This window comes from Streptomyces sp. DSM 116793, assembly GCF_057320905.1.
The window spans coordinates 9,152,112-9,177,341 of the sequence record NZ_CM170494.1; the positions used below are offsets into that span (position 1 = coordinate 9,152,112).

23 protein-coding genes and 2 pseudogenes are annotated in these 25,230 nt (G+C 74.0%); 12 read left to right on the forward strand and 13 right to left on the reverse strand.

Features of this window, described 5'->3' with window-relative positions:
• Positions 1–206: 206 nt before the first annotated feature.
• From fdh to ACSMXW_RS36270, 4 genes are read left to right on the forward strand one after another with little or no spacing between them, the layout of a single operon-like run.
• Complete coding sequence (gene fdh, locus ACSMXW_RS36255; protein ID WP_485802730.1) at positions 207–3,521, forward strand: formate dehydrogenase; 3,315 nt, start codon at positions 207–209, stop codon at positions 3,519–3,521.
• Positions 3,518–4,540: a 4Fe-4S dicluster domain-containing protein gene (locus tag ACSMXW_RS36260; RefSeq protein ID WP_485802732.1), complete on the forward strand. Its 1,023-nt coding sequence runs from the start codon at positions 3,518–3,520 to the stop codon at positions 4,538–4,540. Before fdh ends, ACSMXW_RS36260 begins: the two co-directional genes overlap by 4 nt.
• The gene (gene nrfD, locus ACSMXW_RS36265; RefSeq protein ID WP_485802733.1) at positions 4,537–5,619 is read left to right on the forward strand and encodes an NrfD/PsrC family molybdoenzyme membrane anchor subunit; all 1,083 of its coding nucleotides are present in this window, start codon (positions 4,537–4,539) and stop codon (positions 5,617–5,619) included. The genes ACSMXW_RS36260 and nrfD overlap by 4 nt, the downstream gene beginning before the upstream one ends.
• On the forward strand, positions 5,616–5,987 hold the full coding sequence (locus tag ACSMXW_RS36270; protein WP_485802735.1) for a hypothetical protein: 372 nt from the start codon (positions 5,616–5,618) through the stop codon (positions 5,985–5,987). Before nrfD ends, ACSMXW_RS36270 begins: the two co-directional genes overlap by 4 nt.
• A gap of 394 nt (positions 5,988–6,381) precedes the next feature.
• Here the strand turns inward: ACSMXW_RS36270 and ACSMXW_RS36275 are convergent, their stop codons facing one another.
• The 4 genes from ACSMXW_RS36275 to ACSMXW_RS36290 form a co-directional block, all read right to left on the reverse strand.
• Positions 6,382–7,338 (reverse strand): LLM class F420-dependent oxidoreductase, encoded by a 957-nt coding sequence (locus ACSMXW_RS36275; protein ID WP_485802737.1) that lies wholly within the window; start codon positions 7,336–7,338, stop codon positions 6,382–6,384.
• A 56-nt stretch (positions 7,339–7,394) separates the two neighbouring features.
• The gene (gene ligD / locus ACSMXW_RS36280) at positions 7,395–8,468 is read right to left on the reverse strand and encodes a non-homologous end-joining DNA ligase (protein WP_485802739.1); all 1,074 of its coding nucleotides are present in this window, start codon (positions 8,466–8,468) and stop codon (positions 7,395–7,397) included.
• Positions 8,465–9,136, reverse strand: a complete 672-nt coding sequence (locus ACSMXW_RS36285; RefSeq protein ID WP_485802741.1) for a DNA polymerase ligase N-terminal domain-containing protein — start codon at positions 9,134–9,136, stop codon at positions 8,465–8,467. Before ACSMXW_RS36285 ends, ligD begins: the two co-directional genes overlap by 4 nt.
• Before the next feature lie 124 nt (positions 9,137–9,260).
• Positions 9,261–10,082, reverse strand: a complete 822-nt coding sequence (locus ACSMXW_RS36290; protein WP_485802743.1) for a VOC family protein — start codon at positions 10,080–10,082, stop codon at positions 9,261–9,263.
• 268 nt (positions 10,083–10,350) lie between these two features.
• Here ACSMXW_RS36290 and ACSMXW_RS36295 point away from each other — a divergent pair, with 268 nt between their 5' ends.
• Both ACSMXW_RS36295 and ACSMXW_RS36300 read left to right on the forward strand, forming a co-directional pair.
• Positions 10,351–10,707, forward strand: coding sequence for a DUF6479 family protein (locus ACSMXW_RS36295; RefSeq protein WP_485808523.1), 357 nt, complete (start codon positions 10,351–10,353; stop codon positions 10,705–10,707).
• A gap of 129 nt (positions 10,708–10,836) precedes the next feature.
• Positions 10,837–11,298, forward strand: coding sequence for a Dps family protein (locus ACSMXW_RS36300; RefSeq protein ID WP_485808525.1), 462 nt, complete (start codon positions 10,837–10,839; stop codon positions 11,296–11,298).
• Positions 11,299–11,556: 258 nt separating this feature from the next.
• Here ACSMXW_RS36300 and ACSMXW_RS36305 read toward each other — a convergent pair whose 3' ends face one another.
• The 7 genes and pseudogenes from ACSMXW_RS36305 to ACSMXW_RS36335 form a co-directional block, all read right to left on the reverse strand.
• Positions 11,557–12,210 (reverse strand): phosphoribosyltransferase, encoded by a 654-nt coding sequence (locus ACSMXW_RS36305; RefSeq protein WP_485802745.1) that lies wholly within the window; start codon positions 12,208–12,210, stop codon positions 11,557–11,559.
• 223 nt (positions 12,211–12,433) lie between these two features.
• Positions 12,434–13,326: pseudogene (locus tag ACSMXW_RS36310) on the reverse strand (isocitrate lyase/PEP mutase family protein).
• A gap of 174 nt (positions 13,327–13,500) precedes the next feature.
• Positions 13,501–13,977: a VOC family protein gene (locus tag ACSMXW_RS36315; protein WP_485802747.1), complete on the reverse strand. Its 477-nt coding sequence runs from the start codon at positions 13,975–13,977 to the stop codon at positions 13,501–13,503.
• A 183-nt stretch (positions 13,978–14,160) separates the two neighbouring features.
• Entirely contained in the window at positions 14,161–14,871 is a 711-nt protein-coding gene (ku, locus tag ACSMXW_RS36320) for a non-homologous end joining protein Ku (RefSeq protein WP_485802748.1), read from the reverse strand.
• A 383-nt stretch (positions 14,872–15,254) separates the two neighbouring features.
• Positions 15,255–16,451: a DUF4032 domain-containing protein gene (locus ACSMXW_RS36325; protein WP_485802750.1), complete on the reverse strand. Its 1,197-nt coding sequence runs from the start codon at positions 16,449–16,451 to the stop codon at positions 15,255–15,257.
• Positions 16,452–16,722: 271 nt separating this feature from the next.
• Positions 16,723–17,589 (reverse strand): oxidoreductase, encoded by an 867-nt coding sequence (locus tag ACSMXW_RS36330; RefSeq protein ID WP_485802751.1) that lies wholly within the window; start codon positions 17,587–17,589, stop codon positions 16,723–16,725.
• Between the two features lie 369 nt (positions 17,590–17,958).
• Complete coding sequence (locus tag ACSMXW_RS36335; RefSeq protein WP_485802752.1) at positions 17,959–18,879, reverse strand: NADP-dependent oxidoreductase; 921 nt, start codon at positions 18,877–18,879, stop codon at positions 17,959–17,961.
• A 348-nt stretch (positions 18,880–19,227) separates the two neighbouring features.
• Here ACSMXW_RS36335 and ACSMXW_RS36340 point away from each other — a divergent pair, with 348 nt between their 5' ends.
• The 6 genes and pseudogenes from ACSMXW_RS36340 to ACSMXW_RS36365 all read left to right on the forward strand — a co-directional run bounded on the left by ACSMXW_RS36340 (position 19,228) and on the right by ACSMXW_RS36365 (position 22,891).
• Entirely contained in the window at positions 19,228–19,659 is a 432-nt protein-coding gene (locus ACSMXW_RS36340; RefSeq protein WP_485802754.1) for a hypothetical protein, read from the forward strand.
• A 122-nt stretch (positions 19,660–19,781) separates the two neighbouring features.
• A complete protein-coding gene (locus ACSMXW_RS36345; protein ID WP_485802755.1) occupies positions 19,782–21,455 on the forward strand; it encodes a sensor histidine kinase in 1,674 nt (557 codons plus the stop codon).
• On the forward strand, positions 21,452–22,162 hold the full coding sequence (locus ACSMXW_RS36350; protein WP_485802757.1) for a response regulator: 711 nt from the start codon (positions 21,452–21,454) through the stop codon (positions 22,160–22,162). Before ACSMXW_RS36345 ends, ACSMXW_RS36350 begins: the two co-directional genes overlap by 4 nt.
• Before the next feature lie 197 nt (positions 22,163–22,359).
• Positions 22,360–22,554, forward strand: a pseudogene (locus tag ACSMXW_RS36355) (mycothiol transferase); the annotation flags it as partial.
• Positions 22,545–22,772, forward strand: coding sequence for a hypothetical protein (locus ACSMXW_RS36360; protein ID WP_485808584.1), 228 nt, complete (start codon positions 22,545–22,547; stop codon positions 22,770–22,772). The pseudogene ACSMXW_RS36355 and the gene ACSMXW_RS36360, both read left to right, overlap by 10 nt.
• Positions 22,748–22,891, forward strand: coding sequence for a mycothiol transferase (locus tag ACSMXW_RS36365; RefSeq protein ID WP_485802759.1), 144 nt, complete (start codon positions 22,748–22,750; stop codon positions 22,889–22,891). The genes ACSMXW_RS36360 and ACSMXW_RS36365 overlap by 25 nt, the downstream gene beginning before the upstream one ends.
• Here ACSMXW_RS36365 and ACSMXW_RS36370 read toward each other — a convergent pair.
• Positions 22,843–23,748, reverse strand: coding sequence for a Gfo/Idh/MocA family protein (locus ACSMXW_RS36370; RefSeq protein ID WP_485808527.1), 906 nt, complete (start codon positions 23,746–23,748; stop codon positions 22,843–22,845). The two genes, ACSMXW_RS36365 and ACSMXW_RS36370, sit on opposite strands and share 49 nt — an antisense overlap.
• A gap of 221 nt (positions 23,749–23,969) precedes the next feature.
• Entirely contained in the window at positions 23,970–25,220 is a 1,251-nt protein-coding gene (locus ACSMXW_RS36375) for an ROK family transcriptional regulator (RefSeq protein WP_485802761.1), read from the reverse strand.
• Positions 25,221–25,230: the final 10 nt, after the last annotated feature.

A 25,230-nucleotide genomic window follows, 5' to 3' on the forward strand; every position in this document is an offset into this window, starting at 1 on the left:
CGCGCCGCCGCGCGAACGGTCCGTTTCGGTTACGCCGATCGTGGTAACCGCGTGACGACGGCGCGGCGGCCGGGGCTCCACGGCCCGCCCGTGGTGGTGGAGCCCCCGTCCGCACGCGCCGCCGCCTCGCCGACACCAGCGCCGCGGGCCACCCTGAGAGGAGCCCGCGGCACCAGTCACCACAGCCGATGTGCGGGAGGAATGCGATGGGCATCCGTGAACGTGTCCGCGAGTGGCCCCTGTACCGACAGCTCACCGACGGGGACCCGCTCGGCCGGGGCAGCGCCGCGATGTCCTCGCACACCCGGGGCCTTCGGCCCCGCACGGACGGCGCGGAGCGGGTGGTCAAGTCCGTGTGCCCGTACTGCGCGGTGGGCTGCGGCCAGGAGGTGTACGTCAGGGACGGCCGGGTCGTGCAGATCGAGGGCGACCCCGACTCCCCGGTCAGCCGCGGCAGGCTCTGCCCCAAGGGCTCGGCGACGCTCCAGCTCACCACCGGGGACGCCCGCCACCACCAGGTCCTCCACCGCCGTCCGGGCGGCACCGACTGGGAGCCGCTCGACCTGGAGACGGCGATGGACATGATCGCCGACCGGGTGGTCGCCACCCGCCGCGAGACCTGGCAGTGGGAGCAGGACGGCGTCCGCACCGCCCGCACCCTCGGCATCGCGAGCCTCGGCGGGGCCACCCTCGACAACGAGGAGAACTACCTCATCAAGAAGCTGCTGACCGGACTCGGTGTGGTCCAGGTGGAGAACCAGGCCCGGGTCTGCCACAGCTCCACCGTCGCGGGCCTCGGCACCTCCTTCGGCCGCGGCGGCGCCACCACGTTCATGCAGGACCTGCAGAACTCCGACTGCATCGTCATCCAGGGCTCCAACTTCGCGGAGGCCCACCCGGTGGGCTTCCAGTGGGTGATGGAGGCCAAGGCGCGCGGCGCCACCGTCATCCACGTGGACCCGCGCTTCACCCGCACCAGCGCCCTCGCCGACCTGCACGTACCGATCCGGGCCGGCACCGACATCGCCTTCCTGGGCGGCATCATCAACCACGTCCTCACCGAGGAGAAGTACTTCCGCGACTACGTGCTCGCCTACACCAACGCCGCCACCCTGGTCGGCGAGGACTTCCGGGACACCGAGGACGCCGAGGGCGGCCTCGGCGTCTTCTCAGGCCTCGAGGAGGAGGCGCGCCACTACGACCCGCGGAGCTGGCAGTACGAGAACACCCGGGTCCAGCAGCCCACCGGCGAGGTCGAGGAGCAGCGGGAGCATGACAAGCCCGGCGACGCGGCCGGCGACCCCGCCCCGCACACCCACGACCTGCGGATCCCCCAGGCAGGCGGAGCCGAGGCGCACGGCTCCGGAGGCCCCCGCGCAGACGCGCGGGCGGCCCGCGACGAGACCCTGCGGCACCCGCGCTGCGTCTTCCAGATCCTCAGGCGCCACTACGCCCGCTACACCCCCGAGCTGGTCGAGGAGGTGTGCGGCGTGCCCCGGGCCACCTTCCGCACGGTGTGCGACGCGCTCACCGCCAACTCGGGCCCCGACCGCACCAGCGCCTTCGCCTACGCCGTCGGCTGGACCCAGCACTCCGTCGGCGCCCAGTACATCCGTGCCGCCAGCATCCTCCAGCTCCTGCTGGGCAACATAGGCCGGCCCGGCGGTGGCATCCAGGCGCTGCGCGGCCACGCCTCCATCCAGGGCTCCAGCGACATCCCCACCCTCTTCAACCTGCTGCCCGGCTACCTGCCCATGCCGCACGCCCACGCCCACGAGACGCTGGACACGTTCATCGACGCCAGCCGCACCGACAAGGGCTTCTGGGGCGACATGCGGGCCTACTTCGTCAGCCTGCTCAAGGCGTACTACGGGGACGCGGCCACCGAGGAGAACGACTACTGCTTCGGCCACCTGCCGCGCCTGACCGGTTCCCACTCCACCTACGACACCGTCATGGCCCAGCTCGACGGGGTCTGCAAGGGCTACTTCCTGATGGGGGAGAACCCCGCCGTGGGCTCCGCCAACACCCGGCTGCAACGCCTCGGGATGGCCAACCTGGACTGGCTGGTGGTGCGCGACTTCTCCCTCATCGAGTCCGCCACCTGGTGGAAGGACGGCCCGGAGATCGAAACGGGCGAGCTGCGCACCGAGGACATCCGCACCGAGGTGTTCTTCTTCCCCGCCGCCGCCCACACCGAGAAGTCCGGCTCCTTCACCAACACCAACCGCTGGCTCCAGTGGCACGAGGCCGCCGTCGAGCCCGAGGGGGACGCCCGCAGCGACCTGTGGTTCATGTACCACCTCGGGCGCCGCATCAAGGCCAGGCTGGCCGGTTCCACCGACCCCATGGACCGGCCCGTTCAGGACCTCACCTGGGACTATCCGGTGGAAGGACCGCTACGGGAGCCGGTGGCCGCCGCCGTGCTCGCCGAGATCAACGGCAACGGCCCCACCGGCGCCCCGCTCTCCGCCTACACCGAACTCAAGGACGACGGCTCCACCCGCTGCGGCTGCTGGATCTACTGCGGAGTCTTCGCGGACGGCGTCAACCAGGCGGCCCGTCGCAAGCCACACGTCGAGCAGGACTGGGTCGCCGCCGAGTGGGCCTGGGCCTGGCCAGCCAACCGGCGCATCCTCTACAACCGTGCCTCCGCCGCCCCCGACGGCACCCCCTGGAGCGAGCGCAAGGCCTATGTGTGGTGGGATCCGGATGCTCCGGGCGGCGGACGGTGGACCGGGCACGACGTGCCGGACTTCGTGCCCGACCGCCCGCCCGGGTACGTACCGCCCGAGGGCGCCAGGGGACCGGACGCGCTGCGCGGGGACGACCCGTTCATCATGCAGGCGGACGGCAAGGGCTGGCTGTTCACGCCCGCGGGCCTGGAGGACGGGCCGCTGCCCACGCACTACGAGCCCCAGGACTCGCCGTTCGGCAACGCCCTGTACCCGTCCCGGCCGAGGAACCCGGTGCGGCAGCTGCTGCCCCGCGCGGGCAACCGCTTCCACCCGAGCGGCGACGAGCCCGGCGCCGACGTCTTCCCGTACGTCGTCACCACCCACCGGCTGACCGAGCACTTCACCGCCGGCGGCATGAGCCGTTTCTCGCCCTACCTCTCCGAGCTCCAGCCGGAGTTCTTCTGCGAGGTCTCCCCGCAGCTCGCCGCGGAGCGCGGCCTGGAGCACGGCGGCTGGGCCACCGTCGTCACCGCACGCAACGCCGTCGAGGCCCGGGTGATGGTGACCGAGCGCATCAAGCCGCTCACCGTGCAGGGCCGCACCGTCCACCAGATCGGGTTGCCCTTCCACTGGGGCCCGAACGGCATCGCGGCGGGCGACGCCGCCAACGAGCTGCTCGCCATCGCCCTCGACCCCAACGCCCACATCCAGGAGGACAAGGCCCTCTCCGCCGACATCCGGCCGGGCCGCCGGCCGCGCGGCCCCGACCTGCCGCGGTTCGTCGCCGACTACCGCAGGCGCGCCGGCATCACCGCCACCACCGGAACGGAGGCAGGCACGTGACGGACACCACGGCCGCCGGCGCCGGGCAGGCTGTGGACGCCCTGCGCGCCGCGCGGAACCTGCTCAGCGGCCCCGAACCCGACCCGGCCCGCGACGCCGGACACCCCGATCCGCCGGAGCGCGTCGGCTTCTTCACCGACACCTCCGTCTGCATCGGCTGCAAGGCCTGCGAGGTGGCCTGCAAGGAATGGAACGCCATTCCCGAGGACGGCCTCGCGCTCACCGGCATGTCGTACGACAACACCGGTGGCCTCGGCGCCTCCACCTGGCGGCACGTCGCCTTCGTCGAGCAGAGCCCGCCCACCCCGGACGGCCGCACCGAACTGCCGCTCGCCGACGCCGCGCAGGGCGGTGCGCAGGGCACGGACGGTGCGCACGGTGCCGCTGCCGGCGCCGGCGGCGACCTGCGCTGGCTGATGTCGTCGGACGTCTGCAAACACTGCACGCACGCCGCCTGCCTCGACGTCTGCCCCACGGGCTCGCTGTTCCGCACCGAGTTCGGCACCGTCGTCGTCCAGGAGGACATCTGCAACGGCTGCGGCTACTGCGTGCCCGCCTGCCCCTACGGCGTCATCGAGCAACGGCCCGCGGACGGCCGCGCGTTCAAGTGCACCCTCTGCTACGACCGGCTCTCCGCCGGGCAGGAGCCCGCCTGCGCCAAAGCCTGCCCGACGGATTCCATCCAGTTCGGCCCCCTCGACGAGCTGCGCGAACGTGCCGCACAGCGCGTCGCCCGGCTCCAGGCGGCCGGCGTCGGCAAGGCCAGGCTCTACGGGCACGACCCCGAGGACGGCGTCGGCGGCGACGGCGCGTTCTTCCTGCTGCTCGACGAGCCCGAGGTCTACGGCCTGCCGCCGGACCCCGTCGTCACCACCCGCGATCTGCCCGCCATGTGGCGGCACGCCGGAGCCGCGGCGCTGTCCCTGCTCGGCTCCTTCGCGCTGTCGTTCGCACTCGACGCACTCACCGGCAAGGCCGGCCCCGCCAGGCGCGGGCGCCGGGGAGGGGGACGGTCATGAGCGGTTCCGACGTGACCCGGCACGGCATCGAGGGCGAGCGCCCCGGCCGCCAGGCGGCCCCCGGCGCGCTGCGGCTGGGCCCCGAAGCGGGCCCGGACGGCTCAGGCCGCCGGCGCCGTCGGCGGCTGAGCGGCGGCGAGGAGCCGATGGTGCCCCGGGCGGACGTCACCTCGTACTACGGACGCCCCGTCATCAAGGCCCCTTCCTGGGCCGCCACCGACATCGCCGGGTACTTCTTCCTCGGCGGCCTCGCCGGCGCCGGCTCCGTGCTGGCCGCCGGCGCCCACCTCACCGGGCGGACCACCACGGCCACCGCGCTGAAGGTCTCCGCCACGGCGGCCGTCTCGCTGTCGGCCGCCGCGCTCGTCCACGACCTCGGCAGGCCCGAGCGGTTCGCCAACATGCTGCGTGTCCTCAAGCCCACCTCCCCGATGAGCGTGGGCTCCTGGCTGCTCGCCGGCTACGGTCCCACGGCCACAGCGGCCGCCCTGTCCGCCGTCACCGGCCGGCTGCCGCGCGCCGGCGCCGCCGCCACCGCGGCCGCGGGGCTGCTCGGCCCGGCCGTCGCCGCCTACACCGGCGTCCTGGCTGCGGACACCGCCGTACCGGCCTGGCACGGCGCCCACCGCGAGCTGCCGTACCTGTTCACCGCGTCCGCGACGGCCGCCGCCTCCGGCATGGCGCTGGTGCTCGGCCCGCCCGCCCAGACATGCCCCGCACGCTATGCGGCCGTGCTCGCAGCGGGCGCCGAGCACGCCCTCACCCGGGCCGTCGAACGGCGCCTCGGCAGCGTCGCGGAGACCTACCGCACGGGCCGTGCGGGGACACTGATGCGCTGTGCCCGGGCACTGGTGACGGCCGGCGCGGCCGGCGCCCTGCTGGCCGGCCGGGCCCGCCCGGCGGCCGCGCTGAGCGGCCTCGCCCTGCTGGCGGGCTCCGCCTGTACCCGGTTCGGTGTCTTCGCGGCCGGCGTGGCCTCAGCGGAGGACCCCCGGTACACGGTCGGTCCGCAGCGCGCCCGCCTCGCCGCCGCCGGCGGCCGGGGCAAGCACGACGTACCCGAAAGGAGCGAAGGATGACGGTATCCGACGGCACAGGGCCCACACAGGTACTGGTGGAGGTCAGCGGCTGCTCCGAGAGCGACGCCCAAGCGGTGTTCGAGGCGCTGCGGGACTTCTTCCCGTCCGACCGCGACGCCGCGGACGTGCCGCACATGGCCTCGGCGACACAGCCCACGGTGTGGGCGGCCACCTTCGACGTCAGCGGCGGCCCCGGCAGCGCGGGCCGGCGCCGGCTGACGGCACCGGTCACGGTGGACGTACAGGGCGGCTACCACGCGGTGGACCAGCTCAGGGACACCCTGTCCGCCGCGTTCTCCGTCGAGATCCTCGGCACGGCCGCGGGCGACCAGGAGAACGAGGTCCAGCTACGTCTCCGCAGCGCCTGACCGGGTCACCGCCCCGGCCTGCCCGGGCAGGCCGGGGCGGTGACCCGGTCAACCCAGCTCCGGTCAACCCAGGGGCGCGGGGAACTGCGCACCCAGCCACGTCGAACCGTCAGGTCGCCACCGTCCCGAAGGGGCGGCCTCTGCCGCTCGGGGCGCAGCCCCGCCTCGAAGGCGCGCGGGGCGGTGACATTGTGCGGCTCCGCCGCGTGGGCGCACCCGGTCACGACGAGACACGAGCGTCGTCACCGTCCCAAGGCCGCAGCTTCTGCCGTTGCCGGACCACCGGCCGGTGGTGGACCGGTCGCCCAGGTCCCCACGCCCTTCTCAGAGCGCGCCCCGCGCGTGAAAGGGCCCGCGCGTGACAGGGGGCCGGGGCGCAGCCCCGCCCAAGGGCTCAGCCGGTGAGCTGCGGCAGCACCTTCATGCGGTAGAAGTCGAAGAAACCCTGCTGGTCAGGACCCATCTGATTGACGTAGACGGTGTCGAAGCCGGCGTCGACGTAGGCCTGGAGCGCGGACACGTGCGCGTCCACGTCGCTTCCGCACGTCACACTCTCCGCCACCTGCTCGGGAGTGACCAGCCGAGACGCCTGGTCGATGTGCTGCGGAGTGGGAAGGACCTGCCCCAGCTCGCCCGGGAGCTGCTCGTTCGGCCACAGCCGGTGCGCAGTGCGCACGGCCTCGTCCTTGTCGAGGGCCCAGCACACCTTCAGGCCCGCGGCCACCGGCTTGGTGCCGCCGCCGCTGCGCCGGAACCGCTCGATGGGCTCGGGGTCGGGCTGCATGGTGATGAAGCCGTCACCGATCCGCCCGGCCACCTCGGCGGCCTGCGGCCCGAACGCGGAGACGTCGATGGGCACGGGCTCGTCGGGCACCGTGTACAGCCGGGCGTTCTGCACGGTGTAGTGCCGGCCGCGGTGGCTGACCTCCTCGCCCTCGAAGAGCCGCCGGATGATCTGCACGGCCTCCTCCAGCATCTCCAGCCGGACCGTGGCCTCCGGCCACGCGGTGCCGAGCACGCTCTCGTTCAGCGCCTCCCCGCTGCCCACGCCCAGCCGGAACCGCCCGTCCAGCAGCACAGAGCTGGTCGCGGCGGCCTGCGCCGCGAGGACCGGGTGCAGCCGCACGGTGGGGCAGGTGACCGCGGTCTGCACGGGCAGCGACACCGCCTCGGAGAGCGCGCCGATCACCGACCACACGAACGGGCTCTGGCCCTGACGGTCGTTCCACGGGTGGAAGTGGTCCGAGATCCACAGCGCGGTGAACCCGGCCTGTTCGGCCATGCGCGCCTGCTCGACGAGCTCACCGGGCCCGTGCTCCTCGCACGCCAGGAAGTAGCCGAACTCCGTCATCGATGCCTCCTCAGCTCTCGTCGGAGAGGACACCGGGTAACCGGCGTCCGCGCCCGCTAACCCATGGGCCGCTCGCGCACGACGTCGCCCGCCGCCTTGTCGTCCCGCAGCCCCAGGTAGCGCGGATGGCGCAGCATGCCGTCCCGCGTCCACTCGGTGAACGCGATCTGGGCGACCAGCAGCGGCTCGACCCAGTGGGCCCTGCGTTCGCGCACCGGATCGGCGAACGGCGACCCGGTCCGGTGCAGTTCGCCGAGCACCCGGGTCAGCTCCCGCAGCGTCCTGTGGTCGAAGCCGGTGCCGACCTTGCCCGCGTACCGCAGCCGCCCGTGGTCGTAGTAGCCGAGCAGCAGCGCACCGAAGCCGATCCGGGTCCCGGACGGCTCGGTGAAGCCGCCGACCACGAACTCCTGGCCGCGGGAGCACTTCAGCTTGAGCCAGTCCGTGGAGCGGCGGCGCTGGTAGCGGCTGTCCGCGCGCTTGGCGATCAGCCCCTCCCAGTCCCGGGCGCAGGCCTCGTCAAGGAGTTGCCCGGCGGTGGCGCCGCGCTCCGGGTCGGCGTTGCGGTGCGCGCTGTAGCGCAGCGGCTGCCGGTAGGCGAGCGCGCCGCGCAGCAGGGACTTGCGGGCCCGAAGTGGCAGCTGGGTGGTCTCCACGCCCTCCAGACGCAGCAGGTCGAAGAGGTAGTAGTACACGGAGACGTCACTGGCCCGCACCTCCTCGGCCCGGGTGAGCCCCATGCGCTGCTGCAGCCGGGAGAAGTCCGTGCGGCCGTGGGAGAACGCGACCATCTCGCCGTCGGCGGTGAAGTCCTGGCACTCCTGGTCCTCCAGGGCCGCCACCACCTCCGGGTAGGTGGCGTTCAGACGACGGCCGGTGCGGGAGAAGAGCCGGACCCGGCCGCCCTCGCGGACCACGAGGACCCGCTCGCCGTCCAGCTTCCGCTCCAGCAGCCAGTCGGCCGGGAGTTCCCGGCGGTCGGAGAGCGTGGCGAGCATCGGCTCCGCGGCCAGCTCCACCCCGGACGGCGCGGCACGCAGCCTGGCCCGCAGGTCCGCGGGCAGCCGCGTGAGCAGCCGGGCGCCCGGGCCGTGGGCGCCCTGCTCCGCGGTGCTTCCCGGGGCCGTCACGACCGGTTGCTCTGCCACTCGGCTTCGGGGTGCTCGGCGACCTGCCGCAGGGTGCGCCCGCTGCGTGCCGAGCGCGCCCGGCGCGGGTCGGGCGGGCCGCCGTCCTGCCGGGCCCGGTCGTCGTCGGCCTTGACCAGCAGCCAGGCCTCGCGCTCGGTGCCGTCCCCGCCGCGGATCCGGGTGAGCGCGTAGCCGCCGCGCAGTTTGGACCCCTCCAGCCAGAAGCTGGCGTGTCCCTTCTGCAGGGCCTCGGCGAACGGCACCGGGCGGTGCCTGCGATCGTGGCTCAGCGGCCGGTAGGTGCCCTTGTCCCAGACGATCACGGTGCCGCCGCCGTACTCGCCCTCCGGGATCACCCCCTCGAAGTCCCGGTACTCCAGCGGGTGGTCCTCCGTCGGCATGGCCAGCCGCTTGTCGTGCGGGTCGGCCGAGGGCCCCTTCGGCACCGACCACGACTTCAGGACGCCGTCGACCTCCAGGCGGAAGTCGAAGTGCATGGTGCTGGCATCGTGGATCTGCACCACGAACCGGGGGTGCTCGCCGCCCTCCTCCGCACTGCCGCGGGGCTCGGCGGTCCGGTCGAAGTGCCGCTTCTCGCGGTAGGTCCGCAGGGTGTCCCCGCCGTCGGCGTCTTCACGTTTTCGCTGGTCGGCTTTCCGCTGAGGCACGTCTGCCCTCCTTCTGCGCGGACCGCTTGCCGCGCCCGGCGGGCTCGGTCGCACCGCGGGGCGCGGACTCGGGTACCCAGGAGCGTGGCGGGGCAGTCCGGGCGGGGCCGCCGGCCGTGGGACGTCAGCTCCTGCCCGGGGGCGGTGTGACCTCGTTGACGGTGAAGAGTCCGCCGTCCGGGTCACGGAGGATGGCCTCGGGGCCCTGGGACGTCATCCGCTCCTCGGTCACCGAGCCGCCGTGAGCACGGGTCGCCGCTATGCAGCGCGCCACGTCGGGCACCCGGAAGTGCACCGCCCAGTGGGGCCGCACCAGCGGGTCCGGGGCGTTCTCCAGGGCCCCCGACTCCAGCCGGGCCACCACGTGCCCGTCGCTGCGCAGCACGACCTCGTCGTCGACGTACTCGACCTCGCAGGCCCCTGGGCGCGCGGCCGCCCACTCCAGCACCTCACCGTAGAAGATCGCCGCCTCGAAGGCGTCCCGGGTGTGCAGCCCCGCCCAGGCGGGCGCGTGGTCGCGCCACTCCACCCACTCCTCCAGGAGACGGCCCTCCCAGATGCCGAAGGCGGCCCCGTCGCGGTCGGCCGCGAGCGCGCCCCGGCCCAGGACGAAGGAGAGCGGGCCCACCGCCATGGTGCCGCTGCGTTCCCTGATCCGCGCCGCGGTCTGGTCGGCGTCGGTGACGGCGAAGTACGGAATCCAAGCCACCCCCACCTGCAGTGCGGTGGCCAGCGCCCCGATGCCGGCCACCGGGGAGCCGTGGTCCAGCGCGACCGAGAAGTCCTCGCCGAGCTTCCCGGCGCGGAAGTCCCACCCCATGACGGCACCGTAGAAGTCCTGCGAGGACGTGAGGTCCCTGGCCATCAGGCTGACCCAGCTGGGTGCGCCGAACACCTCGCCGGAGGTGGTCGGGCGTGCTGGTGACTGTGTCGTGTTCTTCTCCATCGCAGGCAGGTTCCGCTCCTACGTCGGGACGCGGCGGCCGCGCCTTTAGGGGGCGCGCGGCGGCGCGCCGAGGCGCGTTCCGGCCGGTCGTCTTGGGCCGTTGGTCCGTTCCGGGGTGCCCGCGTCCATTCTGGGCCAGCCGGGGGACCTCTGCTCTGCGAGCGTGGGTCGCGTCGGCCGGTGAGCGGCGCTGGACGTTCGGTGACCGGATGCGCCGCGGCGCATCCGGTCGGTAAACGAGAACTTTGCGGGTACCCGCTGTCCAATGATGGCACTGAGCATGGAAAACCTGGCGCTCTCCGGCGGGCTCGCCGTCGGCGTCATCCTCATCGTCGGCCTGCCCGTGGTGGTCGGACTGATCTGGGCGGTGTCGCTCGGGATCAGGATCCGCAGGGACGAACCCCCGCCGCCGTCGGAGGAGGACCAGCCGCACCTCCCGGAGGGCGGCCCGGTGCGCGAGGAGCGCGAGCGCCGGGAACCCGACGAGCTGCCACGCAGCGACGAACGGCTGCTCCCGCACGAGCTGCGCACACACGGCTCGACCACCAGCAGGAACCAGCGGCGCAGGCGATGGCACCCGGGCGCGAGCGGCTCCTTCGGCAGTGGAGGCCCGGGCCACCGGTGAGCAGCCCCTGGCCCGCCGGTGCGGCGGCGGGGCCCGGCGCATGTCCTGCCGGGTTCGGGGGCACCCGCGTTCGCAACATCGCCACAGGCACAACCGATCACGAGGAAGGAAGGCACCAGCATGGCCGCCATGCAGAGCCCGCTGCACGACGAGGACCGCAAGACCACCGGGGACGCCCTCCAGGGCGCGCTGGTGGAGCTCCTCGACATCTCGCTGATCGCCAAGCAGGCACACTGGAACATCGTCGGCCCGCGGTTCCGCTCGATCCATCTCCAGCTGGACGAGGTGGTCTCCACGGCCCGTTCCTACGCGGACACCGTGGCGGAGCGCGCCGCCGCGATCGGGGTCCCGCCGGACGGCCGGGCCCGCACCGTCGCCGAGACCTCGGGGCTGAGCGGCATCGGGGACGGCTGGGTGAAGGACGCCGACGCCGTCGCCGCGCTCGTGGAGGCGCTGGGCGGCGCGGTCAGGAGGATGCGGGAGCGCATCGACCTGACCGACAAGAGCGACCTGGTGACGCAGGACATCTTCATCGAGCTGACCAGGCAGCTCGAGAAGCACGTCTGGATGTTCCAGGCCGAGCAGCAGTGAGGGCCGCCCCGTACGGGGCGCGGAGAGCCGCGCGGGGCCGTGCGTGCCACCGGCCGGCGGCCGGCCACGGCCGGTGGCCCAAGTCCGGTCGCTCGTCCGTCCGCCGGTGGCCCGACCCGGCGGTTCGGTGGCCCGACCAGGCGGTTTGGGGCAGGGGCGCCCCGGGCGGTCGCTTCATGGCTTGTCGCGCAGTTCCCCGCGCCCCTTCCGGGGTGTGGCCCGCGGGCCAGGAGGGGCGCGGGGAACTGCGCGCCGCCCTCACGCCGCCGCGTAGAACGACCTGAGCGTGTCGACCACCTCGTCGTCGGTCAGCTGCCCGAAGTGCGTGTACCACTGGCCCACCGCCCGGAAGTGCTCGGGCTGGTGCAGGCAGATCACACTGTCCGCGTAGTCGCGCAGATCCACCGCGGCGTCCGGGCTGCCCACCGGCACCGCCATGATCAGCCGCTTGGGGTGCAGGGTACGCAGATGACGCAGGGCGGCGCGGGCGGTGGCGCCGGTGGCCAGACCATCGTCCACCAGGATCACGGTGCGGTTCCGCAGGTGCGGGGCCGGGCGTCCCATGCGGTAGCGGCGTTCGCGGCGGTGCATCTCCTTGCGCTCACGCGCGACGACGGGCAGCAGCTCGTCCTCCGTGAGGCCGAGGTAGGCCAGCATCTCGTGGTCGAACGAGGGCGGCTCGTCGTCCGCCAGGGCGCCGACGCCGAGCTCGGGGCGGCCGGGCATGCCGATCTTGTGGGCCATCTGGACATCCAGCGGCGCATGCAGGGCGCTCGCCAGCTCCGCCGCGACCGGCACACCCCCGCGCGGCAGCGCCAGCACGATGATGTCGGTGAGGCGCTCGGTCTCGGGCCACTCGAGGAACCAGTCCGCGAGGTCCCTGCCCGCCTGGGTGCGGTCGTGGAATCGCATGGGGTCGCTCCCTGCGTACTGACGGATGTCCGGGGCCCGCGGCCCGGCCGGCCGCGCCGCTTCCAGTCTCGGCACGCGCGCCCCGGCCCGCATCTCCCACCGACCGGGTTCCCCGGTGGCGCGGTCTACGCCCGCGGTCCGCGCACCGTCCATGCCGCGCGGCCCTGGCGTACGGGCCCTGGCGTACGGGCCCCGGCCGGGCCTCGGCGTACGGGCGGGCCCGTCAGCCGTGGTCGAACCTCTCGCCCAGGGCCAGCACGTCCGGCAGGCCGAGGGTGTCGACGACGTCCCGCAGGCCCGGCAGGCACTTCACCGCCTCCTCGGGGGTGCCGACCTGCCGCACGCCCGCCAGCACGTCCGTGACCGCCTGGGTCGCGGCCAGCAGCGTGGTGAGCGGGAGGATGACGAGCCGGTAGCCCAGCTCGGCGAGCCGGTCCAGACCGGTCGGCGGGGTCTTGCCGCCCTCGGCCCAGTTGAAGAGCAGCGGTACGTCCGGGAAGGCGCGGGCCGCGGCTTCGATCTCGGCGTCGGTGCGCAGCGCCTCGACGAACAGCATGTCCGCACCCGCCTCGCGGTACGGCGGGCCCGCCGCAGGGCCGCGTCGAAGCCCTCGACGGCATGTGCGTCGGTCCGGGCGATGATCAGGAAGTCCGGGTTCCTGCGGGCCGCCACGGCCGCCTCGATCTTGCCCGCCATGGCCTCGGCGGGGATGACCTCCTTACCGTCCAGGTGCCCGCACCGCTTGGGTGCGACCTGGTCCTCCAGGTGGATCGCCGCCACCCCGGCGGCCTCGTACTCGTGCACGGTCCTGACCACGTTGACCGGGTTGCCGTAGCCGTCGTCGGCGTCGGCGATCACGGGCACGCCCACCGCGGAGACGAGCCGCCGTGCGGCCCCCGTCATCTCGGTCATCGTGAGCAGGCCGACGTCCGGGCGGCCGAGCAGCGACGCCGCCGTCCCGAACCCGGTCATGTACACCGCGGGGAACCCCGCCCGCTCGATCAGCAGCGCGCTCATCGCGTCGTACGCCCCCGGCGCCACCACCGGCGCGTCCCCCGCCAGCAGCTCCCGCAGCCGCCGCGGTCCGTCCGGGCCCTTGTCCAGCAGATCCGCCATGGCGTCTCTCCTCACGCTCACGGGACGGCTACCCCGGGCGGGACGGAGCGAAGAGTGGGGGCCGGGCCGGCGGGCCGCCCCTGCCGGTGCCGCGCCTGCCGGGGCCCGGGCATGTGCTGTGCCCGGGCCCCGCTCCCGGCCGCCCGGCCCGCGTCCGGCCGCCCGGGCCCCCTCTCACTGGCCGTCGGCCGCCGCTCGCAGGGCGGCCAGATCGATCTTCACCATGCCGAGCATGGCCTTCATCGCTCGCTGGGAGCGGCCCGGATCGGGGTCGCCGATCAGCTCTTCCAGCTCGGTGGGCACGACCTGCCAGGACATGCCGTACTTGTCCTTGAGCCAGCCGCACTGGCTCTCCTGGCCGCCGTCCGCGAGCAGCCGCGACCAGTAGTAGTCGACCTCGTCCTGGTCGGCGCAGTTGATCAGCAGCGAGACCGCCTCGTCGAAGGTGAAGTCGGGGCCGCCGTTGATCGCGGTGTACGGCTGGCCGTCGAGCTCGAAGTCGACGGTCAGCACCTGGCCCGCCTCGCGCGGGCCCGCCTCGCCGTAGTGCAGGACCCTGGTGATCCTGGAGTTGGGGAAGATCGACACATAGAACTGGGCTGCCTCCTCGCCCTGCGTGTCGAACCAGAGGTTGGGGGTGATCCTCGGCATGTCGTTCTCCTCGCGGCTCTCGGTGCGTCCTCGGTGTTGCGGTGCTCTTGCAAGGGGTTGACCCCGCCCCCGCCCGGAACTCATCGGTGCCGCGGTGCCCTTTCCCGGAACGTTCCCCGAGGGGCCTCGTCCGGACGCTGCCAACCGGAGGCCATCGGACCGGGGGCCGCCGCCCACCGGGCATCAGGATGCGGCACGTCGCTCGCCGTCGCCGCTCAGGGCCCTGATGAGCTCGTCGCGGTTCATGCCGGAGCGGCCCCGCACCCCCGCCTCGGAGGCGCGTCGATACAGCTCGTCCTTGGACAGCTCCCGCAGCCGGTCGCGGGAACCGGCACCCCGGCGCGCGCCGCTGCGGGAACCGCCCCGCGACGCGCCGCGGGCCCCGCCGCTCCGTGCGGTCGTCGTGCGCCGCGCGCCGCCGTGGCCGCCGGAGCCGCCCTCGGCCCGGGCGCCGGAGCGGGCGCCGGAGCGCCGGCGGCGGCCCCGCCCCGACTCCCTGGCACGGTCGACGCCGGCCTGCAGCGCGTACACCTTCGCATGGTTCTCACTGCGGGGTGCCATGTAGTACGTCCGGTCGAAGTACACCGGGTCGATATCGTCCAGGTCGACGAAGCCGGCCACGTCCAGCGCCTCGGAGCGGCCCGGCGCGACCTCGGCCAGCTCCTCGGGCTCCACGACCACGTACTCGTCCCCCGCGTCGAACCCCTTGACGATCTCGTCGAGGGGGACCTCCTCGCCGGTGCGCTCGTTGACGCGCCTGTTGCGGACCCGGTCCGCGGTGTCGCGCTGGACCTGGTGGAAGTGGATGGTGTGGCTGTCCGTGGCCGGGTGGAGACTGACGGGCAGCGACACGAGACCGAAGGTGAGCGTGCCGCTCCACACGGGCCGTGCCATGGCTCGGATACCTCCCTCTGCTCTCGTCCTCACCTCCGTGTACCCCGCTCGCCGACGCGGAACTGCGCCCCGATCCCGCGACCGTCCCGCGCCCGGCTGAGGGGCGCGGGGAACTGCGCGACGAGCCGCCACGAGACGGTTTGTTCGCCACCGTCCCAGGGGGGGCATCCCGTGCCGCGTCGTGGCCACCGGCCGGCGGCCGGCTGCGTGCGGCAGTTCTGCGTGGCCCTGTCCGTGGGGCTGAGCCCGGTGAAAGGGGCGCGGGGAACTGCGCGACCAGGCGCCACGAGACGGTCGTGTCGCCACTGTCCCCAGGGGGCAACCCGTGCCGCCTCGGGGCCACCGGCCGGCGGCCGGCTGCGTGTGCGATCCCCCGCGTACCTTCAGGGCGCCACCGTGCGGACGTAGTCCGCGACGGCCGCGTCCAGGCCCACATCGTGCTGGGCGCGCTGGGACAGGTACCAGCGGTGCTCCAGCAGCTCGTGGTACAGCTCGGCCGGGTCCAGGCCGCTGCGGATGTCCTCGGGGACGGCACGGACGGTGGGCCGGAAGACCTCGCGGACCCAGCGGTGGGCCAGCACCTCGGGCCGGGCGCCCAGCCCGTCGGGCGCGTAGTCCTTCTGCGTGGCCATCCAGCTCTCCAGGTCGCCCAGCAGCCGGCGGGCCTGGTTCTCCTCGGTGTCCAGGCCGGTCAGCCGCAGCAACTGGCGCTGGTGATGGCCCGCGTCGACGACCTTGGGGACGAAGGTCACCGTGTCGCCGTTCGAGGCCTGCCCGATCTGCATCTCGGCGACGTCGAACCCGAGGTCGTTCAGCCGGCGGATGCGGCGCTCGATGTAGTGCCGTTTGCCCTTCGGATACACCGACACCCGGGTCAGCTCGTTCCACAGCTCGCCGTAGCGGCGCCCGATCTCGGTGCCGAAGGTGATCGGGTCGAGGGACGGGTGGAGCGCGCCGGCCGCCTCCAGGTCGAACATCTCGCCGCTGATGTTCACCTGCGCCAGCTCGATGTCGTACTCCCGCTGCCCGTCGCTCAGACTCGGATGCGCCTCGCCGGTCTCGGCGTCCACGAGATAGGCGGCGTACGCGCCCGCGTCCCGCCGGAAGAGGGTGTTCGACAGCGAGCAGTCGCCCCAGGCGAACCCCGCCAGGTGCAGCCGCACCAGCAGGACCGCGAGGGCGTCCATCAGCCGGTGGACGGTACTGGGCCGCAGCGTGGTCTCGAACATGGAACGGTACGGCTGCGACCCCCGCAGGTGACGGGTGATCAGCACCGGTTCGAGGGGCTGGCCTTCGGTGTCCGTGCGGCCGGTGACCACGGCCAGCGGGTCGACCGCGGGGATCGCCAGACGGTCGAGGGCGCGCAGCATCTCGTACTCGCGCAGCGCGGGCCGCTCGGCGAGCTCCTTCACCGCGACCACTTCGCTCCCGGCGCGCGCGTAGCGCACCACGTGCCGGGACAGGCCGCGGGGCAGCGGCACCAGGTGCTTCTCCGGCCACTGTTCGAGGGGGAGGTGCCAGGGGAGGTCGAGCAGCAGGGTCGGGTGCTCGGGGTTGGTGGCGCTGATCTGCAATGCCATGTGTGTCTCGTGTCCTCGGTGGCGGGGTGTGCCGTCCGGACCGGTCCGGGCCTCACCGGGTGCGGTGTGCCGGATCCGTGCGCAAGGCCCCATTGCCCACGGGCGCCACCGCCATTATGCCCGGGACCGCGGTCGGGTCCGCCCGGCGGTCCGCCCGGTGGACCGCTCGGTGGACCGCTCGGTGGACCGCCGGCGGCCAGGCCGGCCCGGGCCGGACACGTCGCGGGTGGCACACGTCCAGGGCGTCGGGCTTGCGGGCACGTCCCGGGTGTCACATGCCGATCGTGTCGAGTTCCGCGACCATGTCCGCAGGCAGGACGACATGCGCCGCGGCGGTGTTCTCCCGCAGGTGCGCCACCGAGGAGGTGCCCGGGATCAGGGCCATGGTGGGCGACCGCCGCAGCAGCCAGGCCAGGGCCGTCTGCTGCGGTGTGACGCCCAGGTCGGCGGAGAGGTCGATCAGCGTCTGGGACTGCAGGGGAGTGAAGCCGCCCAGTGGGAAATAGGCCGTGTAGGCGATGTTCTCGGCCGCGCACCGGTCGACGAGGGCGTCGTCGTGCCGGTTGCCGAGGTTGTACAGGTTCTGCACCGCGGCGACCGGCGCGATGGACTGCGCCTCGGTGAGCTGCGCCGAGGTGACGCCGCTCAGCCCGAGGTGGCGGATGAGGCCCGCGTCCCGGAGTTCGGCGAGCGCGCCGAACCCCTCGGCGATCGACCCCTCGCTGGGGCCCTCGTACGAGCCGGTGCGCAGGTAGCACAGGTCGAGTGCGGCCAGGCCGAGGTGCCGGAGGTTCTCGCGGACCTGGGCCCTGAGGTCGTCCGGCTCCCCGGACGGGATCCAGCTGCCGTCCGCGCCGCGCCGCACGCCCACCTTGGTCGCGATGCACAGGCCCTCCGGGTAGGGGCCCAGGGCCTCCTTGATGAGTTCGTTGACGAAGAGGGGGCCGTAGAAGTCGGCGGTGTCGATATGGGTGATGCCCAGCTCGACGGCCTCCCGCAGCACGGCCAGCGCCTCGGTGCGGTCCCGCGGTGGACCGAAGGCGTTCGGGCCCGCCAGCTGCATCGCGCCGTAGCCCATGCGGCTGAGGGTGAGGCCGGCGGCCGGCGTGACCGTTCCGCCGGGAACAGAGGTAGGCATGCCGTGCCCTTCTCTCGTGGGTCCGGATGACGGGGCAGGCCGCGCACGACGGGGAACCTGCTCCGGCTCCCACCCTCCGTCATGGCGCGGTGGGCTGCCAGTCCCGTGTTCCCGGCCGTGACAGGGCCGGCCACCTGCCGCGAGGCGGGGCCGGCGTGGAGGCAGGAGAGCACGAACGCGCCCGGTGAGTTCCTGCGCGGCCAGCGCGACCTGGTCCGTCCCGAGGACGTGGGGACCGGCGGCGGAGGACTGCGGCGGGTGGTGCGGAGCGTCCCGCACGCGGTGCGAAGTGTCCCGCACGCGGCGCAGAGAGTCCCGCACGCGGTGCCGAGCGTCGCGGGCCGTCCGCTCGGGGAACCAGGCCGGATCTCAGGGAATCAGGACGATCTTGCCGTGGGTGTGGCCCTGCTCCAGTTCCTCGTAGGCGTCCGCGACCCGGTCGAGCGGGTAGGTGCGCGCGACCTTCGCCTCCAGCTCCCCGGTGGCGATCAGGTCGGCGAGGTCACGCAGGGTCTCGGGCATCGGAGCCGCCGCGCCGCCCACGAACCGGGCCCCGTACGTGTCGGTGGCCGTGGGGTCGACGATGGTGTTGATCCGCTCGGGCCGCACCCCGAGGTCGACCGCGAGCCGCACGTAGTCCGAGCCGAAGGCGTCGAAGAAGGCGTCGACGCCGCCCGGCGCCGCCTCGCGGATCCGGTCCGCCACCCCGGGACCGTAGGTGACCGGCACCGCCCCGTGCTCCGCCAGCCAGGCCTGGCGGTCCGCACCGGCGATCCCGATCACGGTGGCTCCGGAGCGCCTGGCGAGCTGTACCGCGAGGGAGCCCACCCCGCCGGTGGCGCCCGCGATCACCAGCGTCTCGCCCGGCCTGAGGTCCAGCGCGTCCAGCGCCGCCCAGGCCGTCGACCCTGCGACCTTCAGGGACCCCGCGACCTCCCACGGCACCCCGGCCGGGCGGGGGGTGAGCTGAGTGGTGGGCACGGCGGCAAGTTCGGCCTGGCTCGAGCGGGTGTCGACATACCCGAGGACCTCGTCGCCCACGGAGAACGAGTCGACGTCCGGGCCCAGCTCCACCACGGTGCCGGCCAGGTCGCTGCCCTGGCCCTGCGGGAAGGTGGCCGGCCAGATCCGGTGCAGGGCCCCCTCGCGTATCTTCGTCTCGCCGGGGTTGATACCCGCCGCCCTGACCTGGACCAGCACCTCATCGGCCCCGGGCACGGGGCGGTCGACGTCCGCGATGTACAGCACCTCACGGCCGCCGTAGCGGTCCATCCGCACTGCCTTGGACATGGTCGGTCTCCTGTGTCGCCGCTTGTGACCCTTGCCCTTGGGGAGTGCCCAGCCCGTTCCGATCCATGACGCGGCCGGGGCCGGGACGTCGCCGCACGTGCGACGGGGTCGAAGGCCTTGCCGTCCTCGGCGCCCGCCCCGGCCCGTCCGTAGCGGAGGTGACGGGACCGCCCGTATCGCACGATCGGGCGGCGCCCTCCACCGATCGGTTGATCGATGGTTCCACCCCCGGCTCATGAGATCGGGCGATGTGCGCGTCCGCGGGGCGCTGGAACGCTGAACGTGCCTGGCCGAACGCCCGGCCGCCGCGGGCGCGCTGCGCGGCCCGACCGACACGAAAGGTCCCTCATGAGCACCACCCCGAGCCCCGCCGCGGACCGCATGGGCGAGGCGGACATCCGGGCCGCCCTGCGCTGTCCCAGGCTGCTCGTCGCCGGCTATCTCGGCCTCAGCATGCTCACCCTGCTCGCCATCGTCCTGCTCCGCCACGACACCGCGGTGGTGAACGACGCCGTCTGGACGCGCGGCACCATCGTCGTCGTCAGCGCCCTGCTCACGTACCGGTTCGCCGCCCGTGCCGCCCGCGGATCCCGCCGTGCCTACCTCCGGCTGCGGCTGGTCTCCGGCGCCATGACGGTCGCCATAGCCGTGATCATCGCGCTGCCCGGTGCCTTCCCGCTCTGGATGAAGATCGAGCAGGCCGTCTGCGGCCTGCTGCTGGCGGGCGTCGTGGTGATGGTGAATGCCAGACGTGTCCGGTCCCTGTTCACGGCGGGGTGAGCCCGATGCCGTCCTATGGAAGCCGCGCCATGGCCCGCCCCCGGCCGCGGCTCGCCCGGCCCCGGTTACATTCTCCGTGGCCGAGGTGGACGCCATCCGGGAGGGCGCAGATGAGCGGTGCGATGCCACGCTCGTGGCTGGACACGAGGAAGCAGTGGCCGCCGGTGGTCTCCGTCGGCCCGTATCTGCTCCTGGCCGCCCTGGCCGTCTTCACGGCCGTGGTGAAGCGTTCGTCGGGGCAGTCACTCCTCGTCGACCTGGCGCTCTGCGCGCTCGCCGGGGGATGGATGCTCTCGCTGGTCACCCTGCGTCCCGCCTGGCGGGAGCGCCCAGCGATGATGGCGGTGTTCGTCACCGGCCTGATCGCGATCACCGCCGTCCTCGTCGTCAGGGACCCCTGGTTCGGATGCTTCAGCCCGGCCGGCTACCTCTACGCGTTCCGGCTGCTTCCCTGGCCATGGCAGCTCCCCGGTGTGGGCGCCGTGGCGGCGGTGGCGGGCACGGCCCAGGCGGCCGAGGTGGACAAGTCCACGGTGCTGGGCCTGCTGTCGTACGCCGCCGTACTGGCCGTGAACGTGCTCCCCATGTGCGGCTTCGCCTGGCTCGCCCGGCGCGGCGCCCGGCAGGACGAGCAGCGCAGGCAGGCGCTGGACGAGGCCAGACGGGCCAACCACCGCCTGGAGACCACCCTGGCCGAGAACGCCGGCCTCCACGAGCAACTGGTGACACAGGCCAGGGAGGCGGGGATGCTCGACGAACGGCAGCGGATGGCCCGGGAGATCCACGACACCCTGGCCCAGGGGCTCACCGGCATCATCACCCAGTTGCAGGCGGCCGAGCAGGCGGGCGACGAGCCCACGGAGTGGCGCAGGCACGTGGCCGCCGCGACCCTGCTCGCCCGGGAGAGCCTGTCGGAGGCCCGGAGGTCCGTGCACGCCCTGCGCCCGGAGCCGCTGGAGACCGGGCGCCTGGGCGAGGCACTCACCGGTGTCGCGGACCGCTGGTCGGCACTGCACGGTCTCGCCGTCGAGGTCACCACCACGGGCACGGCCCGCCCGACACCCCTGGAGGTCGACGTCGCCCTGCTCCGCACCGCGCAGGAGGCGCTGGCCAACGTCGCCCGGCACGCCGGGGCGAGCCGCGTCGGCGTCACACTGTCGTACCTGGAGCACGCGGTGGCCCTGGACGTACGGGACGACGGCAGGGGCTTCGACCCGGCGGCCCTGCTCGGCCATGGCACCGCAGCGGACGGTGGCCCCGACAGGGAGCCCTCGGTGGGCGCCCCGGCCCCCAAGCCCTCGGCGACCCCTGCGGGCGCCCGGCCGGCAGCGACCCGGTCCCGGCCGGCGACGGACAGCCGTCCGCGCCGCGGGTCCACGGGGGCGGAGCCGCCCGGGACACGGGCCTTCGGGCGGGCGGCGACGGGTGGGACGGCCGCGACGGAGGACGTAGGAGGCGCGGAGGCAGCCGGGACGGGCGGCGTCGCCAGGGCGGCCGCGGCCGGGGTGGACAGCGCCGGGGAGGCGACGTCCGGGACGGCCGGCCGTCCGGCGGTGGGCCGTGCCGATCCGTGGGCCGGCCACGGCGATCCGGGGCCATCCGACCACCGTGACCCGGGTCCATACGCCTTGGAGCCGGTCGGCGGACCGGCGGCGGGCGGCGGCGGCTTCGGCCTGGTCGCGATGCGGCAGCGCATCGAGGGCCTGTCGGGCACCCTCCAGGTCGAGTCGGAGCCAGGTCTCGGCACGGGGATCTCCGCCTGCGTCCCGGCGGCGGTGGGGGAGTCGCACCCATGAGCCGCCCGAACCCCACCCCGGACCCCGAAGCGCGTCGTGAGGCCACCGCGTCCACGGCCCGAGGCCCCATCAGGCTGCTGATCGCCGACGACCACCCGGTGGTGCGGGACGGCCTGTGCAGGATGCTCGCGCGGGACCCGGAGTTCGAGGTGGTCGGGCAGGCCGCCGACGGCGCCGAGGCGGTCCGGCTCGGCGCCGCCTTGCGGCCCGATGTGATCCTGATGGACCTGCGGATGCCGGGCATGGACGGCGTCACCGCGATCACCGAGCTGGCCCGGCAGGGCAACACCGCCCGGGTACTGGTCCTCACCACCTACGACACCGACGCCCATGTGCTGCCCGCGGTGGAGGCGGGGGCCACGGGCTACCTCCTGAAGGACGCACCCCGCGCCGAGTTGCTGAGGGCGGTCCGGGCGGCCGCCCGCGGCGAGGCCGTGCTCTCCCCGTCCGTGGCCGCGCGGCTGATGAGCCGGGTCAGGGCACCCACGGCGGCCCCCCTCAGCCGTCGCGAGCTGGAGGTGCTCGAACTGGTCGCGGCCGGGACCACCAACAAGATGGCGGCGGCCAGGCTGTTCATCACGGAGGCCACGGTCAAGACGCACCTGCTGAACATCTACGCCAAGCTCGGCGTAGGCGACCGCGCCGCCGCGGTCGCCGAGGCGTTCAACCGCGGCCTGCTGATACCCGGCGACTCCGAGCGGCCCTGACGGCGAACCCACCGGGTCTGCATCAGCCCCGGACAGGCCCGCATCAGCCCCGGAGCCACCCCCCAGGGGCGAAGCCCGGGTCAGGAAGGCCCGGGTCCGGCAAGCCCGGAGCCGGCCGGCTCCGGGCCGGTGCGGGGCCAGCCAGCAGGGGGAAAAGGACGAGCCGATGGAGCGCGCCGGCTGTCACCGTCCCGGACATGTCAGAACCCGTGCCGTACACCGGCGCCGAGAAGGAGAGCCTGCACGCCGGCCTCGAACGGCACCGGCAAGCGGTGCTCTGGAAGGCAGAGGAGGACGACGACGATCAGCTGCTGCGGCCCATGACGCCCTCGGGCGCCCATCTGCCGGGTCTTGGGGAGCACCTCACGCCCGCCGAGTACGCGTGGTTCTGCGAGACCTTCGGCAGGACCGACCGAGCCCCTGCCGTTCGACCCCGGCGACGAGAACGCCGACCTGCGGCTCCCTCGACGAGACCACGGCCGGCATCCTCGCCCTCTACGAACGGGCCCGCGCCGCCGCCGACCGGGTCATCGAGGAACTGGACCTGGACGACATGGGCACCGCCTGGCACGGCCGGCGGTCTCCATGCGATGGGTGCTCATCCATCTGATCGAGGAGACCTCTCGGCGCGCCGGGCAGACGGACATCGTCCGCGAGCTCATCGGCGGCGCGAGCGGTGATCACCGCCCCGACCGGCCGGAATCCAGCGCCATCTCCACCAGCTCCTGAAGCCGCAGCCCCCGCGCCGCGTCCAGCGCCGACGGCCGGCCGCTGCGCACCGCCGCCGCGAACTCCCGGCGCAGCACCGGCCAGGCCTCCTCGTGGTCCACCCCCGAGGTGTCGTAGACCAGTGGCTCAGCGGCACCGAAGAGCTCCACCCGGGTCTGCGCCTGAGCCACCCGCACGGCACCCGACAACGACGCCTGACTGACCGCACCGTTCGCGTGCTCGCAGCTCAGCTCGATCCACCGGCGGGAGTCCCCGGTGGCGCGTATGGCGGTGATCGGGCCGATGGCCGCGTCCAGCAGGTCCAGCAGATGCGGCCCCAGGTCGAGCAGCGCACCCTGCTCCAACCGCCACGACGTGGCGAAGTCGCCGCCGAGGAACGCCCCGTGCAGATAGCAGGAGCGGGCCCCCAGCACCTCGGTGTCCGCCGCGGCGCGCAGGAAGGCGCGGGTCACCGGGTGGTACCGCTTGGTCAGCACCATCTGGGAGACCACCCCGTGCTCGGCCACGGCGTCCGCCACCCTGCGGGCCGACGCCAGATCCCCGCCCAGTGGCTTCTCCAGCAGCAGCGCCCGGCCCGCCGCCGCGGCCCGCACCGCGTACTCGGCCTGCACCGCCGGCGGCACCGCGAACGCCACGGCCTCGCAGCCGTCCAGCAAGTCCTCGAACGAGGCGGCCACCGCGGCCCCGTAGGGTGCGGCGGTCTCCTTCGCCGCCTCGGGGCGCCGCGCCCACACCGCCGTCAGCCGGGTTTCGGGGCCGGCCGCGAGGACCCGTGCGTGCATCGCCCGCGCCCAGGGCCCCGCCCCGACCAGGCCGACCCGGAGCGGTGGCGCCGCCACGCCGTCCGCGCCGCCCAGGACCTCGGCGGCCTCGGGGAACGCGACGCCCTCCGCGTCGCGGGCGGTGCTCTCCGGCGTCCGGGCGGCCCCGGGCGAGGCGGGCGAGGGGGTGGCGGGTGCGGGACGGCTGGTGGTCACGGGATGCTCCAGGGTGGTTCGGGGGACAGGGAGGGGAGTGGGCCAGGGACGAGGGGAGTGGGCCAGGGCGCGGGCGGGTGTCAGGGGCCCGCCCGCGCCGCTCAGCCCCCGACGAGCGCGGCGAGCCGGGCGTCGGCACGGTCCGGCGCATAGAGGTGTTCCACCACCATCGCGCCGGCCCCCGCCAGGGCCGCATGGTCGCCGAGCCGCGAGGTCACCACACGCAGATGGGCGGTCGTACGGGGCATGGCGCGCTGGTACAGCAGTTCGCGCACCCCGGTCAGGAAGGGCGTCCCGGCCAGGTCGCCGGCGAGCACCAGGACGCCGGGGTTGAGCAGCGTCACCACCGTGACCAGCACCTCCCCGACCCGCTGCCCCGCCTCCCTGGCGAGCCGCACCGCGTCAGGCTGCCCGGCCGCGAGATGACGGCGCACATCGGAGCCGGACGCGGTCGGAGTGCCGTCGGCGGTGAGCCGCCGGGCGATGGCCCGGCCGCTGGCGACCGCCGCCAGGCAGCCGTACGAGCCGCACATGCACAGCGCGTCGGTCTCGTCGTGCAGCCTGATGTGCCCGATGTCGCCGGCCCCGCCGTCGATGCCCCGGTACGGCTCGCCGTCCACCACGACGCCCGCGCCGATGCCGGTCGAGACCTTCACCAGCAGGAACGCCGAGCAGTCCGGGTAGAAGCGGCGCTGCTCCGCGTACGCCATCAGGTTGGCGTCGTTGTCGACGAGCACCGGCACGGGCGGGGCGTCCGGGGCGACATGGCGGGCGTAGGCCTCCTGCATCCGCTCCGGAATCGGGTACTGGTCCCAGCCGGGCATGATCGGCGGCTGGACGACCCGCCCCGTCGTCCAGTCCACCGGGCCCGGCACCGACAGGCCGATCCCGCAGACCTTGGCCGCGGTCACGCCGGCCTCGGCGAGCAGCGGCGGGAACCACCGCGCGAGCGTGTCGAGCACCCGGTCGGGGCCGTCCGAGACCAGCAGCGGCGCGGTGTGCTCGGCGAGTGTCCGGCCGGCCAGGTCGAGTACCGCCGCCTGGGCGTGCCGGGTCTCCACGTCGACGGCGATCACCACCGCATGGGAGGAGTCGAACTCCAGCCGTGCGGACGGCCGCCCACCCGTGGCGGCCGGGCCCGCCGGGGGCCGGCCGCCGGTCGCCGGGGCCGGGACGGCGCCCGGGGCGCCACCCGCCTCCCGCAGCCAGCCGGCGCCGAAGAGCTGGTCGAGCCGGTGGCCGACGGTCGACCGGGACAGCCCCGTGGCGTGCTGGAGCTCGCCGCGGGTGGTCGCCCGTCCGCTGCGGATCAACTGCAGCAGATGGCCTGCGCTCGCCTGACTGGCCGGCATACTCCGTACT

What these genes read in the sequence shown, in the direction of transcription:
- nrfD (WP_485802733.1), top strand. Translation starts at nt 4,537, where the DNA reads ATGAGCGGTTCCGACGTGACCCGGCACGGCATCGAGGGCGAGCGCCCC.
- ACSMXW_RS36340 (WP_485802754.1), top strand. Translation starts at nt 19,228, where the DNA reads ATGAGCACCACCCCGAGCCCCGCCGCGGACCGCATGGGCGAGGCGGAC.
- ACSMXW_RS36350 (WP_485802757.1), top strand. Translation starts at nt 21,452, where the DNA reads ATGAGCCGCCCGAACCCCACCCCGGACCCCGAAGCGCGTCGTGAGGCC.
- ACSMXW_RS36315 (WP_485802747.1), bottom strand. Translation starts at nt 13,977, where the DNA reads ATGCCGAGGATCACCCCCAACCTCTGGTTCGACACGCAGGGCGAGGAG.
- ACSMXW_RS36275 (WP_485802737.1), bottom strand. Translation starts at nt 7,338, where the DNA reads ATGACGGAGTTCGGCTACTTCCTGGCGTGCGAGGAGCACGGGCCCGGT.
- ACSMXW_RS36290 (WP_485802743.1), bottom strand. Translation starts at nt 10,082, where the DNA reads ATGGAGAAGAACACGACACAGTCACCAGCACGCCCGACCACCTCCGGC.
- ACSMXW_RS36330 (WP_485802751.1), bottom strand. Translation starts at nt 17,589, where the DNA reads ATGCCTACCTCTGTTCCCGGCGGAACGGTCACGCCGGCCGCCGGCCTC.
- ACSMXW_RS36270 (WP_485802735.1), top strand. Translation starts at nt 5,616, where the DNA reads ATGACGGTATCCGACGGCACAGGGCCCACACAGGTACTGGTGGAGGTC.
- ACSMXW_RS36325 (WP_485802750.1), bottom strand. Translation starts at nt 16,451, where the DNA reads ATGGCATTGCAGATCAGCGCCACCAACCCCGAGCACCCGACCCTGCTG.
- ACSMXW_RS36375 (WP_485802761.1), bottom strand. Translation starts at nt 25,220, where the DNA reads ATGCCGGCCAGTCAGGCGAGCGCAGGCCATCTGCTGCAGTTGATCCGC.
- fdh (WP_485802730.1), top strand. Translation starts at nt 207, where the DNA reads ATGGGCATCCGTGAACGTGTCCGCGAGTGGCCCCTGTACCGACAGCTC.
- ACSMXW_RS36305 (WP_485802745.1), bottom strand. Translation starts at nt 12,210, where the DNA reads ATGCGATTCCACGACCGCACCCAGGCGGGCAGGGACCTCGCGGACTGG.
- ACSMXW_RS36300 (WP_485808525.1), top strand. Translation starts at nt 10,837, where the DNA reads ATGCAGAGCCCGCTGCACGACGAGGACCGCAAGACCACCGGGGACGCC.
- ku (WP_485802748.1), bottom strand. Translation starts at nt 14,871, where the DNA reads ATGGCACGGCCCGTGTGGAGCGGCACGCTCACCTTCGGTCTCGTGTCG.
- ACSMXW_RS36345 (WP_485802755.1), top strand. Translation starts at nt 19,782, where the DNA reads ATGCCACGCTCGTGGCTGGACACGAGGAAGCAGTGGCCGCCGGTGGTC.
- ACSMXW_RS36295 (WP_485808523.1), top strand. Translation starts at nt 10,351, where the DNA reads ATGGCACTGAGCATGGAAAACCTGGCGCTCTCCGGCGGGCTCGCCGTC.
- ACSMXW_RS36335 (WP_485802752.1), bottom strand. Translation starts at nt 18,879, where the DNA reads ATGTCCAAGGCAGTGCGGATGGACCGCTACGGCGGCCGTGAGGTGCTG.
- ACSMXW_RS36365 (WP_485802759.1), top strand. Translation starts at nt 22,748, where the DNA reads ATGCGATGGGTGCTCATCCATCTGATCGAGGAGACCTCTCGGCGCGCC.